The 16204-nt window shown below is 62.7% G+C and carries 18 protein-coding genes; all 18 read left to right on the top strand.

From position 1 onward, the window contains the following. The first annotated feature begins 100 nt into the window (after positions 1-100). The 18 genes from M1B34_RS19230 to M1B34_RS19145 all read left to right on the top strand — a co-directional run bounded on the left by M1B34_RS19230 (position 101) and on the right by M1B34_RS19145 (position 16204). Positions 101-2413, top strand: coding sequence for a phage tail tape measure protein (locus M1B34_RS19230; protein WP_268265967.1), 2313 nt, complete (start codon positions 101-103; stop codon positions 2411-2413). A gap of 9 nt (positions 2414-2422) precedes the next feature. Next, positions 2423-3268: a phage tail protein gene (locus M1B34_RS19225; protein ID WP_123336625.1), complete on the top strand. Its 846-nt coding sequence runs from the start codon at positions 2423-2425 to the stop codon at positions 3266-3268. Continuing rightward, positions 3243-3449, top strand: coding sequence for a tail protein X (locus M1B34_RS19220; protein WP_268265966.1), 207 nt, complete (start codon positions 3243-3245; stop codon positions 3447-3449). Before M1B34_RS19225 ends, M1B34_RS19220 begins: the two co-directional genes overlap by 26 nt. A 61-nt stretch (positions 3450-3510) precedes the next feature. Beyond that, positions 3511-4554, top strand: a complete 1044-nt coding sequence (locus M1B34_RS19215) for a phage late control D family protein (protein ID WP_268265965.1) — start codon at positions 3511-3513, stop codon at positions 4552-4554. An 87-nt stretch (positions 4555-4641) separates the two neighbouring features. Further along, positions 4642-5226, top strand: coding sequence for a phage tail terminator protein (locus M1B34_RS19210; protein ID WP_268265964.1), 585 nt, complete (start codon positions 4642-4644; stop codon positions 5224-5226). Then, positions 5223-5405 carry a DUF2635 domain-containing protein gene (locus tag M1B34_RS19205; protein ID WP_123336617.1) on the top strand — a complete coding sequence of 61 codons (183 nt, stop codon included), beginning with the start codon at positions 5223-5225 and terminating at the stop codon, positions 5403-5405. The genes M1B34_RS19210 and M1B34_RS19205 overlap by 4 nt, the downstream gene beginning before the upstream one ends. Then, the gene (locus M1B34_RS19200) at positions 5405-6901 is read left to right on the top strand and encodes a phage tail sheath subtilisin-like domain-containing protein (RefSeq protein WP_268265963.1); all 1497 of its coding nucleotides are present in this window, start codon (positions 5405-5407) and stop codon (positions 6899-6901) included. The genes M1B34_RS19205 and M1B34_RS19200 overlap by 1 nt, the downstream gene beginning before the upstream one ends. 64 nt (positions 6902-6965) lie before the next feature. Continuing rightward, positions 6966-7313: a phage tail tube protein gene (locus M1B34_RS19195; protein WP_123336613.1), complete on the top strand. Its 348-nt coding sequence runs from the start codon at positions 6966-6968 to the stop codon at positions 7311-7313. Next, entirely contained in the window at positions 7310-7606 is a 297-nt protein-coding gene (locus tag M1B34_RS19190; protein WP_268265962.1) for a phage tail assembly protein, read from the top strand. The genes M1B34_RS19195 and M1B34_RS19190 overlap by 4 nt, the downstream gene beginning before the upstream one ends. A gap of 130 nt (positions 7607-7736) precedes the next feature. Beyond that, positions 7737-9329, top strand: a complete 1593-nt coding sequence (locus M1B34_RS19185) for a phage tail tape measure protein (protein ID WP_268265961.1) — start codon at positions 7737-7739, stop codon at positions 9327-9329. Beyond that, complete coding sequence (locus M1B34_RS19180; RefSeq protein WP_123336606.1) at positions 9322-10566, top strand: DNA circularization protein; 1245 nt, start codon at positions 9322-9324, stop codon at positions 10564-10566. The genes M1B34_RS19185 and M1B34_RS19180 overlap by 8 nt, the downstream gene beginning before the upstream one ends. A 3-nt stretch (positions 10567-10569) precedes the next feature. After that, positions 10570-11628: a phage baseplate assembly protein gene (locus tag M1B34_RS19175; RefSeq protein WP_268265960.1), complete on the top strand. Its 1059-nt coding sequence runs from the start codon at positions 10570-10572 to the stop codon at positions 11626-11628. Positions 11629-11653: 25 nt separating this feature from the next. Continuing rightward, entirely contained in the window at positions 11654-12160 is a 507-nt protein-coding gene (locus tag M1B34_RS19170) for a phage baseplate assembly protein V (RefSeq protein WP_123336602.1), read from the top strand. A 2-nt stretch (positions 12161-12162) separates the two neighbouring features. Then, on the top strand, positions 12163-12561 hold the full coding sequence (locus M1B34_RS19165; protein ID WP_123336600.1) for a phage GP46 family protein: 399 nt from the start codon (positions 12163-12165) through the stop codon (positions 12559-12561). Further along, a complete protein-coding gene (locus M1B34_RS19160) occupies positions 12551-13609 on the top strand; it encodes a baseplate J/gp47 family protein (RefSeq protein WP_268265959.1) in 1059 nt (352 codons plus the stop codon). Before M1B34_RS19165 ends, M1B34_RS19160 begins: the two co-directional genes overlap by 11 nt. Next, positions 13597-14196, top strand: a complete 600-nt coding sequence (locus tag M1B34_RS19155) for a YmfQ family protein (protein ID WP_123336596.1) — start codon at positions 13597-13599, stop codon at positions 14194-14196. The genes M1B34_RS19160 and M1B34_RS19155 overlap by 13 nt, the downstream gene beginning before the upstream one ends. Before the next feature lie 11 nt (positions 14197-14207). Next, a complete protein-coding gene (locus M1B34_RS19150) occupies positions 14208-15845 on the top strand; it encodes a phage tail protein (RefSeq protein ID WP_268265958.1) in 1638 nt (545 codons plus the stop codon). Then, positions 15845-16204, top strand: a complete 360-nt coding sequence (locus M1B34_RS19145; RefSeq protein ID WP_268265957.1) for a phage tail assembly chaperone — start codon at positions 15845-15847, stop codon at positions 16202-16204. Before M1B34_RS19150 ends, M1B34_RS19145 begins: the two co-directional genes overlap by 1 nt.

Below are 16204 nucleotides of genomic sequence, written 5' to 3'. Positions count from 1 at the left end.
AGCTGCATTTTTCCGCCGAGGAGATCATGACCATGCGCTTTAGCGACATGGTCTGGTGGCTCACGGATTGAGCCCTTCACCGCAGGATCAGGAGTAGCAGATGGCGAGCAAACTGGTATCAGGGCTGGTGGTGATTGGTGCTGCCGTCAGTTCGACGTTGGACGCCGCCTTCAAGACGGTGGAAGACCGGATCAAAAAACTGGAAGCGCAAGGCAACAATGCCAGGGTGTTGGAAAAAACCATTGGTGAAACCTTGCGTCTGCAGGACGCATGGCAAAAGGCTCACGATCGTGGCGCTGCTTCCGCCGCCGGGTTGTGGCGCAGTCTGGAAAACAACCGGAATGGGCTGCGCAAGCAGGGTGTCCTGGTCCATCAACTGCGTGAGGAGTATCAGGCCCTGGGCGCAGTGGCTCGTGGTTCAGAGCTTAAGGCCCGTGGGCAGCAGCAGATCGATCAGGGCAAGACCGACCTCAAGGCGGCTTATGGTTGGGCCAAGATCGGTGTCGACACACTGAAAGCTCCGGTCAAGGTCAGTGCCGATTATCAGGCGCTTATCCGTGACATGGCGATCAAGGCCAATGTTGCTAACACGCCCCGGGAAGCGCAGTTGAGTCAAACCGTCATGCAGACGGCGAAAGACACGGGAATGGGCCGCAACGAGGTGGCCGGGCTGGTGAGCAAGATGCTCGTCAATGGCATGTCGCTGGACAAGGCCCAGGGCTATGCCCCGCTGGCGGCGAAGTTTGCGGTGGGCCAGGGCGCCAGTGCCGAAAACACGGCGAATCTGATGCGGGCCCTGGAGTTGCAAGCCAAGATCGACGACCCCAAGGTCATGGAGAGCGCCCTGGAGGCCATCGCCCTGCAGGGGCAGGAGGGCAACTTCGAGGCGGCCGATATGGCCCGTCTACTGCCGGCGCTGCTCAAGAGCGCGAGCGCGGGAGGGCTTACCGGCATGCAGGCGGTGAGCCAGTTGGGGTCGATGCTGCAAGTGCAGATGAGTACGGGGGGTAGTCCCGATGAGGCCGCCAGCCAGTTGAATAACTGGATAGAAAAACTCGGCACTGGCGATGCGCTCAAGGCCGCTGCTCTGACTGACTCGCAGAGCCGGGAGCGTTATGAGGCGTTGAGCAAGCGTTCGTTGAGTGCTTCGGGCGCTCTCGACGAGAACCTCGCCCAGCGCCGGCAACTCTCCAAGCAGTTGTGGGCTGAAACCGAGCAAGCGGTCGACAACGGCATGCTGGCCATTGGAGAGGCCTTGCGCCCCGCCACGGATCAGGTGGCCAAAGGCATCACCCTGGTGGTCGGCAAACTGACTGAACTGGCGGGGGCGGCTCCTCCGTTAGTGCTAGGGCTGGCGGCCGTGGGTGTTGGCTTTGTCGCGATAAAAAACCTGATGGCCGCGTACACCCTTGGCAAGGGCCTGCTCAATGTCCTCCGGGGGTCTTTGAAGATCGACCCCGAGGTGGCAAAGCGGGTGTCAGCGAGCAAGGCGGGGGGGCTGGGCTGTGTTCAGTCAACGGTTGGTTGCTGTGCAGACAACAAGCGCCGTAGGAGCCGTGGGGGGCGCAAAAGTCCCCGAGGTGGCGCTCGTGGCCAGTCTGGCAACTCTGGCAACAGCCGTTCGAAGGGGGCAGGTGGATTGAAGAACCCTCTGACGCCCAGTGGCTTGGAGAAACTGCCCAAGGGTGCCACTGCGCCCGGAGTGCCGGGCACTGCGCTGAAAGACGCCGCATCCGTGGCGAAGGGATTCAGGGGGGGCTCGCTGCTCTCGGTGATCAGCGCCGGTTTCCAGGTGGCGGATGTTTACCAGAACGCCAAGACCCAGGATGAAAAAGCTGAGGGCTATGGCGAGGCGGCAGGCAATCTCGCCGGGACCCTGGCCGGTGCCGCTGCGGGGGCCGCCATTGGCTCCGCGGTGCCGGTGATTGGAACAGTGATTGGTGGTTTGATCGGGGGGGCGTTCGGTGCCTGGGGCGGTTCTGCCTTGGGCGGTGCCTTGGGTAAAAAGATGTTCGGCTCTGATGAGTCACTCAAGAGGCTGCCCGCAGCCGGCCCGCTGATGATGGCCAATGCTGGGCAGACTATCCCGCCGGTCATGGGCGACATCGCCAAATCGTTCAAGCCACGCGAGACACCCTTGATGATGGGGCAGGTGGTGCGTTCGATGGAGAGTCCGTCGCCCTCTGCATCGACACTGGCCACGATCAACCCGCCGCAGTCGTTCGCGTCACAGGCATCGCCGGTGCTTGAGCAGCAATTCAGCTTCGCGCCCTACCTGTCGATCTCGGTCCAGGGGGATGTCAAAGACCCCGCCCAACTGGCCCGTGAGCTGGAGCCCTATTTGCGCTTTCAGTTCGACGAATACAGCCGGCAGGCGACCGCCCGCCAGTTGTTCGACCCCGCACACGTTTAAGGAGGTGGCATGGCCTATATGGAACAGTTGCACTCGGGGCTTGAGTCCCTGGTGGCGGCGGCAGAAGCGGGGCGGCGCAGTGCAGATGAGATGCTGGGGCCGATGAATGGCGCCATCAGCGACATCGCCGGCGCCGCCTCGGAGCTGGAGAACATGCCCTTCGTCGGGCCTGTGTTGGGCGCCAAGTTGCAGCGCACGATGCGCAGCATCAGCGCCGCACAGTCCGTGGTCGGTGAGGTGGCGGCCAAGTACAGCCAGGTCGTGACTGCCGCCGCGCAGATCCAGCAGCGCCTTGGTGCTCTGCAGGAGCAGACCGCCAAGGCGGGCGCAGCGATCAACCGGATCGGCGGGCAGATCAGCCCGGCCCTGGGCAATATTTTCCCGAGTGAGGCGTTTGCCGAACCGAGCACTCCGGCGGCCGAGGCGGTGAAGCCCTTTCCACACTTGCTGATCCTGCAGCCGCTGGGGGGTGTTTCTCAGCCTTACTACTTCAACGTCGACACCGCGGCCTTTGACGAGCTGCACCGCCAGACCGGGTTTCGCTGGTCTGGCCAGGAGCGTCTGAGCCGCAGTGTCGCCCAGCAGGCGGTGGGCCAGGGCACTGAGAGCATCACCCTCAAGGGCGCGATCTTTCCGGGGTTCAAGGGCGGGCTCGGGCAGTTGCAGGCGCTGCGTAGCATTGGGAGTCGCTTGCTGCCGTTGAGCCTGACCACTGGCTACGGCGAAGTGCTGGGCACCTGGTGCCTGACCCGCATTGACGAAGATCAGAGCCACCTGCTGGCCGGTGGTATTCCCCGGAAACAAGGCTTTTCACTGGAGTTTGTAAGTTATGGCGACGACCTGCAGAACGTCTGACGGGGACCTGCTCGATACGCTGTGCCAGCAGTACTACGGGCACCTCAATGGCAGTGTCGAGGCGGTGTTGGATGCCAACCAAGGCTTGGCCGACGAAGCACAGCCGTTTCGGGCCGGGGTATTGATCGTGCTGCCCGTCTTGCCGAACCAGGCACAGGCCTTGGTTCAACTGTGGGACTGATTGCCAGCCCCACCCACAGACCCCACCGCGTGTGGGGTTTTCTTTTTCTGGAGCGTGGGCCATGACCCCAGAGTTTCGAATCGTTGCCGACGGCCGGGACATCACCGCCCTGATCAACGACCGGCTGCTGACGCTGCGCACGACGGACAAGCCCGGGATGGAGTCGGATGAATTCGAGCTGCGTATCGATGACCGCGACGGCGCCGTGGCGTTGCCTAAGCGTGGCGCCATCATTGAGGTGTTCATGGGCTACGCCGGCCTGCCGCTGACCCGCCTCGGGCGCTACACGGTGGATGAGGTGGTGGTGACGGGGCCGCCGGACTCTATCGAGATCCGCGGCAAGGCCAGCGACATGCGCGGCAGTGGCAAGACCACCCGCAGTGGCAGTTGGGAAAACGTCCCGTTGCAGCAGATTGTCCATGACCTGGCGGTTCGTAACGGCTGGACGCCCTTGTGCCCGGTCGCCACCAAGGTGCCGCGGGTCGATCAACTCAATGAGTCCGACTTCAACTTCATCACCCGCCTGGCCCGGCAATACGACTGCACCGCCAAGGTGGCTGAAGGCAAGTTGCTGGTGTTGCCCCGCCAGGCCGGGTTGAGTGCCAGCGGCAAGGTGTTGGGGGTGGTTACAGTCACCCGCCGCGACGTGAACCGCTATCAATTCCGCCTGAGCGACGGCAGCACGCAAAAGGCGGTGCAGACCAAGCACCAGGACAAAAAGACCGGAGAACTCAAGGTCGTCGACCTGCGTAACAGCCAGTCGCCCGCCGGTGTGCCGTCCGTGCATACCGATCGGCACCTCTACCCGAACAAGGCCGCCGCCGAGCAGGCGGCCAGTGCGCGCCTGGCGGCGTTCAACCGCAGCACCGCCAGCCTGCGCCTGGACATGCCCGGGCGTACCGACCTGTTTGCGGAACGCATGATCAACGCCCAGGGCTTCAAGGACGGGCTCGATGGCCAGTACCTGCTGGACTCGGTCGAGCAGTTGTTCAACCCGTCCGGGTGGAGCACCACGGTCGAGTGCAACGCCGGCAAGCAAGGCAAGGCCAAGGCTGCGGGCAAGAAAAAGCCCGCCAGCAAGCCGCTCAAAGTGCTGCCGCGGTAAGCCGGCTCGTCGGGCGCTTATTCGGCTTGGCCTAGAGCCCGCGCGTTATTCCCCCTTGTGATGCGGCCAACCCGCAGGAGTCTCTCGATGAAACTCAGCGCTGTTTTCGATCAGCTGCAAAATCACTGCCCCAGCCTCGCTGGGCGCATCCTGGCCGGCGTCGACCTCGACAGCCTGACCAGTCACACCACGCAACCGGTACCGGCGGCGTACATCGCCCCGAGCAACGACCTGGCCACTGCCAACAGTGCCCAAAACGCCCATCGCCAGAGCATCCGCGACCGCTTCGAAGTGCTCCTGCTGCTGGACGCCGGCAACCCGCAGCAGGTCCTGGACCAGCTCCACGACCTGCGCGCCGAACTCTGGCTGGCCCTGGTCGGCTTCAAGCCGAGTGCCGAGTACAACCCCATCGAATACGACGGCGGTGAGCGGGTGTCCCTCAACGCCAACCGCTTGCTGTATCGCCTGGTTTTTTTCGCCGAGTTCCAACTGGGACGCAACCTGTCCAGCCAACCGGCGGAAACCTGGCACGAGCGCGAACTGGACGGCTTGCCGTCTTTTACCGGGGTCACGGTGCGGGTCGATGCCATCGACCCGGCCGACCCCAACTTGAAACGTCCAGGGCCTGACGGGCGCCTGGAACTGAGTTTTTCAGGAGAGCTAACGCAATGAGCAAACGCATCACTGTGCTGCCGGTCGCCGGCCGTGCCGTACCGGACCCGGAGGCCGGCGACCTGCTGCCGGCCTCGGGCCGTGAAGTGTCGGACAGCGCCTGGTGGCGCCGACGTCTGGCCGATGGCGATATCACCACCAAAGCCGTGAAGACGGCGAAATCTCAAGGAGCCAAATAATGGCGATCGGTTTCAGCAATATCCCGGCGGACATCCGTGTACCGCTGTTCTACGCCGAGATGGACAACTCGGCTGCCAATAGCGCCTCGTCGGCCATGCGCCGCTTGCTGGTCGCCCAGGTCAATGACAATCAAGCCAGTGACGACCTCGGCAAGCTGGTGCTGGTGTCCAGCGTGGCCCTGGCCAAGAGCATCGGCGGGCAGGGTTCGATGCTTGCCTCGATGTACGAAACCTGGCGCAAGACCGACCCGGTGGGCGAGATCTGGTGCCTGCCGCTGCACAGCACTGAAGGCAGCGTGGCCAAGGCCGAGGTGAAGATCACCGGCGCCGCCAGCGAAAGCGGCCTGCTCAATCTGTACGTCGGTGGCGTGCGGGTGCAGGCGTCCATCGTCAGTGGCGCCACCGCCGCCCAGGCCGCCAGCGCCCTGGCCCTGAAAATCAATGCGGCCGTGGATCTGCCGGTGACCGCGGCTGTCGTGGACGCCACCGTGACCCTGAGCGCCAAATGGACCGGCGACAGCGGTAACGACATCAGCCTGCAGTTCAATCGCCTGGGCAAGAGCAATGGCGAAGAGACGCCGGCCGGCCTGACCCTGGTGGTCGGCAAGATGGCCGGTGGCACCGGTGTGCCGGACCAGGTCGCGGCCCTGGCGGCCCTGGGTGACGAGCCCTTCGAGTTCATCTGCATGCCCTGGACCGACACCGCCAGCCTGAACGCCTGGCAAGGTGTGATGGACGACAGCACCGGCCGCTGGTCCTGGGCCAAGCAACTGTTCGGCCACGTCTACAGCGCCAAGCGCGGCACCGTCGGCACCCTGGTGATTGCTGGCCAGGCACGCAACGACCAGCACGTCACCATCCAGGCCCTGGAAATCGGCGTTCCGCAACCGGTGTGGGTCCAGGCGGCAGCCTTGGCGGCGCGCACCGCGGTGTTTATCTCCGCAGACGCCAGCCGTCCGACCCAAAGCGGCAGCCTGCCCGGTGTCGATCCGGCCCCCGCCAGCGAGCGTTTCACCCTGACCGAGCGTCAGTCGCTGCTCAATTACGGCATCGCCACGGCGTATTACGAAGGCGGTTACGTGCGCATCCAGCGTTCGATCACCACCTACCAGAAGAACGCCTACGGCCAGGCCGACAACTCCTACCTGGACAGCGAAACCATGCACCAGTCGGCGTTTATCGTGCGCCGCCTGCAAAGCGTGATTACCAGCAAGTACGGGCGCCACAAGTTGGCCGCCGACGGCACCCGTTTCGGCGCCGGCCAGCCCATCGTCACCCCGAGCACCATTCGCGGTGAGCTGATTGCCCAGTACGCCAAGCTGGAACTGGAAGGCCACGTGGAGAACGCCGAGCTGTTCGCCGAGCACCTGATCGTCGAGCGCGACGTGCAGGACCCGAGCCGAGTCAACGTGCTGTTCCCGCCGGACTACATCAATGGCCTGCGGGTCTTCGCGCTGCTCAACCAGTTCCGTCTGCAGTACGACGCTGCGGCCTGAACCGCCGACCGCACTGCGTCTTTTCAGCCCGCCTTGAGCGGGCTTATTTTTTGGGAGAAACATCATGGGTCAACTGATTGCGGGCACCTGCTACGTCAAAGTGGACGGCGCTCAACTGACCATCAACGGCGGCTGCGAGGCTCCGCTGATGGCCGTCAAACGGGAAACCGTGGTTCCGGGTTTCTACAAGGAAACCGACCTCACCCCGTCCTTCAAGGTCACGGCGTTGCACACCCCGGACTTTCCACTCAAGCAGCTGATCGCCGGTTCCGACATGACCGTCACCTGCGAATTCGCCAACGGCAAAGTCTATGTGCTGGCCGGCGCCTACCTGGTGGACGAGCCGGTGGCCAAGGGCGATGACGCCACCATCGAGCTGAATTTCGAAGGGCAGAAGGGGACCTGGCAATGAGCAACATCGTGAAGCTGCACGTGCCGATCGATGCCCACGGCGAGCCCTTGAGCGAACTCACCCTGCGCCGCCCCACGGTGCAGGAAGTGCGGGCGATCAAGGCGCTGCCGTACAAGATCGACAAGAGCGAAGAAGTCAGCCTGGACATGGACATCGCCGCCAAATACATCGCGGTGTGCGCCGGCATTCCACCGTCTTCGGTCAACCAACTGGACCTGGCCGACCTCAACGCCCTGAGCTGGGCGGTGGCGAGTTTTTTCATGAGTGCGGCATCGCAGCCATCGCCGACCTGATCGCTGTCGCCTATGACCTGGCCTGGTTCTGGAAGGTTGACCCCGAACAGATGATGGCCAGGCCACTGGATGTGCTCCGGGAATCCCTGGAGCACGCGCAACGGATCAATGCGATGCAGCAGGTGCAGTGATGGCGAACAAATCAAAGAAAACGAGTGGGAGTAAAACCAGTCAACCGGTGGCCGCCATCGCGGCCGCTGCGGCGGCTGACGCCAAGACGCTGGATTACGAACTGACCGGGGTACGTCTACAGGTCAGCAAGTTCAGGGAACACATGGACGATAACGGACTAGGCGACCTGAATTTTTCGTCGCTGGTTTCGGGTACAGGGTTGATTGCGCCCTTTGTAACGGGCGTGCAGGCGGCGATCAAGGCCGAGAATGAGCTGGCCGTGGCCCATGCCAAGTCTTTGGGGCAGAAAAACTCCAAGGGTGCGCTCGGGGATACGGCGAAGAACCTTAAACAGTTCGATGAGGCCGTCGAGGGCATCTCCAAGAATATCGGTAGCGCCTTGTTGCCAGCCATTAACAACATGGTGACGGGCCTGCAGCCGATGCTGACCAGCATCGGCGAATTTGTAGCGAACAACCCGTCACTGGTTGAAGGCTTGGCCGCCGCCGCTGTGGCGTTTGTGGTGGTGACTGCCGCTGCAATGGGGGCTGCTACGGTGTTTGGTGTGCTGGCGTCTCCCTTGGGGATCGCGGCGGCGGTGGTAGCGGTTGTGGCAGGGCTGATAGTCGCGAATTGGGACCGGATCAAAAGCGCGCTCGAGTGGAGCCCGGTTGAAACGCTGGTCAGTGGGTGGGCTTCTGTGACGGAGTTTTTTTCCGGTCTATGGGCGTCTATTGGCGCTGCAGTGGATAAGGGCTGGGCTGAATTCAAGGCCCTGTTTAATTGGTCGCCGAAAGCGGTGCTTGCAGGGCTTTGGGGCGACCTCAGTGGTTTTCTGATCGGCATCCTGAAGCGGATTCCCGCCGCTGCCGTGCAGGTCAAGGAAACGCTTAAGGAGTTTTTCAGCTGGACGCCGACGATGTTGCTGATCAACAACTGGGCAACGGTTACGGGCTTTTTCAGTCAGACCTGGCAGCAGATCAAGACCCAGGCGTTGGGTCTCTTCGATGAGTTGAAGGCAGGGTTCTCCTGGAATCCGATGGTCCTGATCACGGGCATCTGGGACTCGCTGGGTGCTTACTTTACCGGGCTCTGGGAGTCCCTGAAGGGAATGGCCTCAGCGTTCATGGACACCTTCAAGTCGTTGTTCGACTGGTCGCCTGTGGAAATGGTGAGCGCCTATTGGGACGCGCTGATCGCATGGTTTGTCGGTTGGGGAGAGCAGCTCGAGGTGGTGCTGGCGCCTATCAGGGAGGCCATCAGCGGCATAGGCGGCTTGATGGAGAAGGCCGGCAGCAGTGTACGAGGCTTCTTTGGTTCACAAGGTTCCGATGCCGAAGGCGGTGCTCAAGTGCCTGGTTTTTTCCGCAAGGACGCCGATCAGGCCTCCAGCGGTTTGGCCCTGTCCAGTTCGTTGCCACAAAGCTCCAGCTCGTTGCTGCAACAGCTGGCGATGAATAACCGTGCGCAGTTGGAGGGCGGGTTGACCCTGCGCTTTGAAAACGCACCGGCAGGCCTGCGCGCCGAACAGGCCAAGACCAATCAACCCGGCCTGAGCGTGGCCTCGACCATTGGTTATCGCTCACTTTCCCTGGGAGGTTCCTATGCCTGATAACTGGCGTGATCGTTTGTTGCCGGCGTCCTTTCGCGGTGTGGCCTTTTGGGTCGACACGGCGAAAACCCCGGTGGGCCGCAAAGGCCAGTTGCACGAGTATCCCCAGCGCGATCAGGCGTTTTTCGAAGGCTTGGGCCAGCAGACAAAAATCCACGACCTGACGGCCTTTGTGGTCGGCGCCAATTGCCTGGAGCAGCGTGACCAGTTGCTCCAGGCGCTGGAGCAGGGCAGTGGTGAGCTGGTTCATCCCTGGTTGGGGCGGATGCAGGTCAAGGTCGGTGAATGCGAGATGACCCAGACCCGCCAGGACGGCGGGCTGGTGACCTTCAGCCTGAAGTTCTACCCCGCACCGCCGCTGCCGTTTCCGGTGGCGGCGGTCAACACCCAGCAGCAGTTGCTGGTGGCCAGTGACCGCCTGCTGGGCGCGGCGGTGCTGCGCTTTGAGCAGGCGATGGCCTTGATCAAACTGGCGCGGGTCGGGATCGAGGAGCTGCGCAAGGGTCTGACCCAGGTCTTCGAAGTCATCCAGAAGGAGTTCAAGCCGCTGATCGAGCTGTATGGGGACGTCACGGCCCTGGTCAAGGCGGTCAAGGCGCTGCCCAAGGAGTTGAGCACCGCGTTCAACGGGCTGCTGGAAGACGTCCGCGGGCTTGAGGATTTTGCCCGCGACGGCTACCGCAAAATGCTCGCCGACCTGTCCCAGCAAGTGGAGTCGGCCAAGCAGGTCGACGTGCCGAAACTGACCACCGGCAAGGACAGCACCGCCACCGCCCAGGCCGTGGCCAACCTGGTCCAGGACGTGCTGCTGGTGCAGATGGCTCGGTTGGCGGCAGCGATGCCGGTGGCCACGCCGGTGGTGAAACTGACCACCACGCCGTCCGTGGCGCAGCAGGCGGCCCAGCCGGTGCAGCGTTTGCAAGTGCCGGTGGCCGACGATGTGCTGGCCCTGCGCGAGCGGGTCAACGAGGTGATCTGGCAAGCCGCGCTCAAGGCCGACGCGGTGCATTACCAAGTGCTCAATACCCTGCGCCAGCAATTGCAGTCGCACCTCAATGCCGTGGCTTCGTCGGGGGTGCGGCTGATCAGCCTCAGCCCCAAGCAGAGCATGCCGGCCCTGGTCCTGGCCTATCAGCGCTTTGCCGATGCCACCCGGGTGGGTGAAGTAGTACAGCGCAATCGGGTGGCCCATCCGGGCTTTCTACCACCGGCTGACGTGCAAGTGGCGCGGGAGTAAGTCATGGATGAATTGGCCAATATCGTCACCCTGACCGTGGATGGCCTTGAGTACAGCGGCTGGAAAAGTGTCGAGATCAGCGCTGATCTGGAGCGGCAGTTTCGCACCTTCAGCCTGACCATCACCTGGCAGTGGCCGGGGCAGGACCAGCCGGTGCGGATCCTGCCCGGGGCGCGTTGCCAGGTGCGCATCGGTTGCGACCTGGTGCTCAACGGCTATGTGTTCAAGGCGCCCATCAGCTATGACGACAAGCAGATCAGCCTGAGCATCCAGGGCAGTTCGCTGACCCAGGACCTGGTGGACTGCGCGGCGCTCAACCAGCCTGGGCAGTGGCGCCAGCAAGACCTGCTGAGCATCGTGCGGGCCCTGGCCGGCACTTACGGGGTGGGCGTGCGCAGCGAGATTGCGCCCACCAGCAAGTTGCACACCCACAGCATTGTCCCGGGGGAGACGGTGTTCGCGTCCATCGATCGCCTGCTGACCCTGTACCGGGTGTTCTCCACCGACGATGCCGAAGGCAATTTGCTGCTGGCGGCGCCAGGCAGTGGCGGGCGCGCCAGCGACGTGCTGGAGCTGGGCAAGAACATCCTCTCGGCCCAGGCCGCGATGGATTTCAGCAGCCAGTTCTCCGAGTACCGGGTGATTGGCCAGCACAAGGGCAGCGACCAGAAAAGCGGTGCGGCGGTCAGCGAGGTGTTTGGCCAGGCCAAGGACCCCAAGGTCCTGCGCAAACGCATCACGGTGATCAGCGAAGCCGCCCAGTTAAGCCCGGAACTGGCCCAGCAACGGGCCAACTGGGAAAGCGTGAGCCGCGCCGGCAAGGCCCTGAGCACTGTCTACCGGGTCCAGGGCTGGCGCCAGGCCAACGGTGATTTGTGGCGGCACAACACCCTGGTGCGAGTGATCGACCCGGTGCTGGGTTTCGATCAGGACCTGCTGATTTCCAAGGTCACCTACACGCTGTCCGAGCAGGGGTCGGTCACCACCTTGGCGGTGGCGCCACCCCATACCTTTGACGCCAACCCCTCCCCGGCGAAAACCCAGAAGCCGGCTTCTGCGTAACCTCGCGGGCCTGAAGGAATTCAACATGAGCTTACTGACACGCCTGTTGGCGCGCGGCACCGTCGTGCTCGTCAATTCGGCCAATAAACTGCAATCGCTACAGATGCGCCTGACCGCCGGGGAAGTGAACGACGACATGGAGCATTTCGAGCCCTATGGCTTCACCAGCAACCCGCTGGCGGGCGCCGAGGGCATTGCCACCTTTCTCGGGGGCGACCGTTCCCATGCCGTGGTGCTGGTGGTCGCTGACCGCCGCTACCGCCTCAAGGCCCTGGCGCCGGGGGAAGTGGCGATCTACACCGACGAGGGCGACAAGGTTCACTTCAAGCGTGGGCGGGTCATCGAGATTGAAACCGACACCTTGAACATCCGCGCGGCCACGGCGGTGAACATCGATACGCCGACCCTGACCCAGAGCGGCCGAATCGTTTCCCAGGGCGACCAGGTCGCCGCCGGCATCAGCCAGATCAACCACCTGCACTCGGGCGTTCAACCGGGCCCGGGCCAGACCGGTGCGCCGGTGGGAGGTTGAACATGTTTGCCAGTGACAACCTGAAACAGGCCCTGACCCGTTCGGTGCTGATCAGCCTCTACACCTGGCGTCGCGCTGCCGATGACGATGCCCTCGACGATGAGGAGCGTTTCGGCTGGTGGGGCGACAGTTTTCCCAGCGTCGCCGACGACCGCATCGGCTCACGCCTGTGGCTGCTGCGCCGGGTCAAGCTGACTCGGCAAACCCAGCTCGACGCCGAGTTCTATGCCCGTGAAGCCTTGCAATGGCTGGTTGAAGACGGCCATTGCAGCGCGGTCGAGATCCTTAGCGAGCGCCTCGACGCCCAGCGTTTGAATCTGCGCACGGTGCTGGTGCTGGCGGATGGCGAGCGCCTGGACATCAACCCCAATCACAGTTGGCAGGTGACCTATGCCGTTTGAAACCCCTTCGCTGCCGGTGCTGATCAAACGCACCCAAAGCGACCTGGCCAGCGATGCGCTGCGCCAGTCCGATGCGCAAGTGCTGGCGCGCACCCTCAGTGGCGCCGCCTTTGGCCTGTACGGTTATCTGGATTGGATCGCCGAGCAGATTCTGCCGGATACCGCCGATGAGCCGACCCTGGAACGCATGGCGATCCTGCGCCTCAACCAACCGCGCAAAGCCGCCCAGGGCGCCACCGGCAGTGTCAGCTTTACGGCCGCTGCCGGTGCGGTGCTGGATGTCGACACCTTGCTGCAGAGCAGCGACGGTCGCAGCTACAAAGTGACCGCCGCCGTCACCACCCGTGCCGGTCTTAACAGTGCCTCGATCACTGCGGTAGACGCCGGTAGTTTGGGCAACGCCGACGCCGGGCTGGAGCTGATTCCGGTGCAGCCGGTGCAGGGGGTGGGCAACCTGTTCACGGTGCTGGCGCCGGGCCTGACCGGGGGGCTGGCCGAGGAAAGCCTTGAGTCCCTGCGGGCCCGGGTGATTCGTTCCTACCGGATCATTCCCCACGGCGGCTCGGCGGATGACTACGAAACCTGGGCCCTGGAATGCGCGGGGATTACCCGTGCCTGGTGTCGTCCGCGCTACCTGGCGCCGGACGATAAAACCGGCCCGGTGGCGGTCACGGTCTTTGTCATGCGTGACGACGATCCGCAACCGGTTCCCAATGACCAGCAACTGGCGCTGGTCAAGGCCTACATCGACGGCCTGCGCCCGGTGACGGCCGAGGTGGATGTGCGGCGCCCCGACATCACGCCGGTGCACTACAACCTGCGCTTGAGCCCCGACACCAGTGCGGTGCGTGCGGCCGTCGAGGCCCAGCTGCGGGACCTGCATGAGCGTGAAGGTGGCCTCGGGGAAACCCTGCTGCTGACCCATATCGCCGAAGCCATCAGCAGCGCCGCCGGCGAGCACGACCACCGTCTGTTGGCACCCACGGCGGATGTGCTGGCGGGCGGCAACAAGTTGCTGGTGTTTGGAGAATGCCAATGGCAGGACTAAGAAACGCCGCCCAGTACCTGAGCCAACTGCGCAGCCTGCTGCCCAGCGGCCCGGCCTGGGAGCCCGAGCACGTCCCGCAGTTGCAGCAGGTGCTGCAAGGCATCGCCCAGGAGCTGGCGCGCATCGACGCGCGGGCCGTCGACCTGCAAAACGAGATGGACCCGGCCAGCGTCAGCGAGTTGGTGGCGGATTGGGAACAGGTCATGAACTTGCCCGACCCCTGCCTGGGGGCGACGCCGCTGTTCGATGACCGTCGCCTGGCGGTGCGCCGACGCTTGCTCGCCGTGGGCAGCCAGCGCGCCGCCTACTTCGTCGAAATCGCCCGCAGCCAGGGTTACCCCAATGCCAGCGTCACCGAACTGCGCACCCCGCGCATGGGGCGTTCGCGTTTCGGTGACGCGCACTTCGGCACCTGGCAGGCGCAATTCATGTGGACCCTCAACACCGGCGGCCGCCTGCAACTGGGGCGGCGATTCGGTGCCAGCTATTGGGGGGAACGTTTTGGCATGAGTCCGGGGAGTGCCCTGGAATGCATGATTCATCGCAGTGCACCGGCGCATACCCGGGTGCACATCAATTATGACTAGGGGATAGAAGCGTGGATTATCCAAAAAGTGTGCCCAGTGTTGGGCTGAAAGACGGCAAGTTCATCGACGAAAACCCGGTGACCGGGCAGGTCGGTTCGCTGATTTCCTCCGAGTGGGGCAATGCGGTCACCGACGAGTTGCTGAACGTGATTCGGGCCGGTGGCGAGGAGCCTGCCGAGGCCGAGCACGACCAGTTGCTGGCAGCGATCAAGGCCATCGTCAAAGACAACATTCCACCGGAACAAGTCAGGACCACCCTGGCCCAGTACGGCATCACCGATGCGTACACCAAGTCGGTGACCTACACCAAGGCCGAGATCGAGGCCTTGCTGAAGAACATGTCGGCATTGCCGGTCGGGGCCATGGTGCCGTTCCCCAAAGGCACGGTGCCGGCGGGGTTCCTGGAAGTGGATGGCAGTGTGCAGAGTGCCGCGGAATATCCGGATCTGGCGGCGTACCTGGGGACCACCTTCAATACCGGTGGGGAAGCGGCGGGCGTCTTCCGTTTGCCTGAGTCGCGGGGGGAGTTCCTGCGGGGTTGGGATCATGGGCTGGGGGTGGATGCGGGGCGGGAGATTGGTTCTAGCCAGTTGGATGCGCTGCAGAACCTTACTGGCAGCGTTGGGCGCGTCATTCCCCTGGGCAAGCCAGAACTTGATGGTTTAGGTGTATTTGAGATTGGAGCGACAGCCAACTCCCAGGCAGGAGGTACCACAGGAGCGGCTCTTAAACATGCGTCGTTCGATGCCTCCAGAGTTGCGCGGACTTCCACTGAAACCCGTCCCCGCAACTTGGCGGTGATGTGGTGCATCAAGGCTTGGAATGCGCCGATCAATCAGGGAAATATCGATATTGCAGCGTTGGCCTCTCAGGTGGCTGCACAGGTAGCAATCTCTACGCCTGTGAACTTTCTCGAAGGGTTTGTGCTGTCGAACACTGCGGGTGCGACCACCCAAGCGATCACTGTTTCAAAAGGAACCGCAAGGGCGTCTGGCAATCCTGTCGTTTTGAACTCAAGCCTGACCTGTCTCTTGCTGACCTCGGTCAATTCGGTTTGGACCGCCGGGACGAACCAACACAAGCTCGACACTGGTTTGCGTGCTGCCAACACGTGGTATCACGTCTTTGTCATTCGGGCGACCGTCAATGGTTCGGCTGAGGTAGTGATGTCCGTCAGCCCCACCGCGCCTGCAGTACCGGTGGGTTACGAGCTTGTTCGGCGGATCGGCTCGGTAAAAACGGATGCTTCGAACAATCTCATTCAGTTCGAGCAGTTCAAGCATATGTTCTTTTGGAAAACGCCGATTCAAGACGTTTTGCTGAGTAATGTTACCGGTGCGGCATCGGCTAACTACACCATCAGCGTTCCTCCAGGAGCACCGGTCATTGCGCATGTGGCAGCGTTTTACTACGGCAATAACGGTTTTATTTACTTGAGGAATCCTGGCTTTTCAGACCTCGCGGTAGGACCGTTCAATGCTTATACATTTGGTTTTGGTTCGCTGTCGAACAACACCACCCTTGATTGCTCGTCTATTCCACTGGAAGTGCTGACCAACAGTGACGCCCAGATTGGTATCAGAACGGTAACCGGTGAAACTCAAACGTCCGTGAGCATCACGTCTTACGGCTGGCAGGAGAATTTCTGATGCCCTTTGTACAACGTAATGAAAGCGGCTTTGTTGTTGGGCGTTTTGCCAACCCACAGCCGGGGCTGGCTGAAGAGTGGCTCGCCGATGATGCGCCGGAACTGTCGATAGTCAGTCAGGCCCAAAAGGCTGAGGCCGAACGCGTCTGGCGTGACGCGGAGTTGTCGTCGGTGAAGTGGTTGCGCGAGCGTCATCGCGATCAGCTTGATATTGATATACCCACCACGCTCTCTGATGAACTGTTCAAAGATCTCTTGCGTTATGTGCAGTCCCTGCGGGACTGGCCGCAAGCACCGGAGTTTCCGGACAGCCAGTACCGTCCGGTGGCGCCGTCCTGGATCGCCGAACACATCGAATAA

The organism is Pseudomonas morbosilactucae (assembly GCF_023241715.1).
GTDB lineage: Bacteria > Pseudomonadota > Gammaproteobacteria > Pseudomonadales > Pseudomonadaceae > Aquipseudomonas > Aquipseudomonas morbosilactucae.
This window is presented reverse-complemented; position numbering and strand designations above follow the sequence as displayed.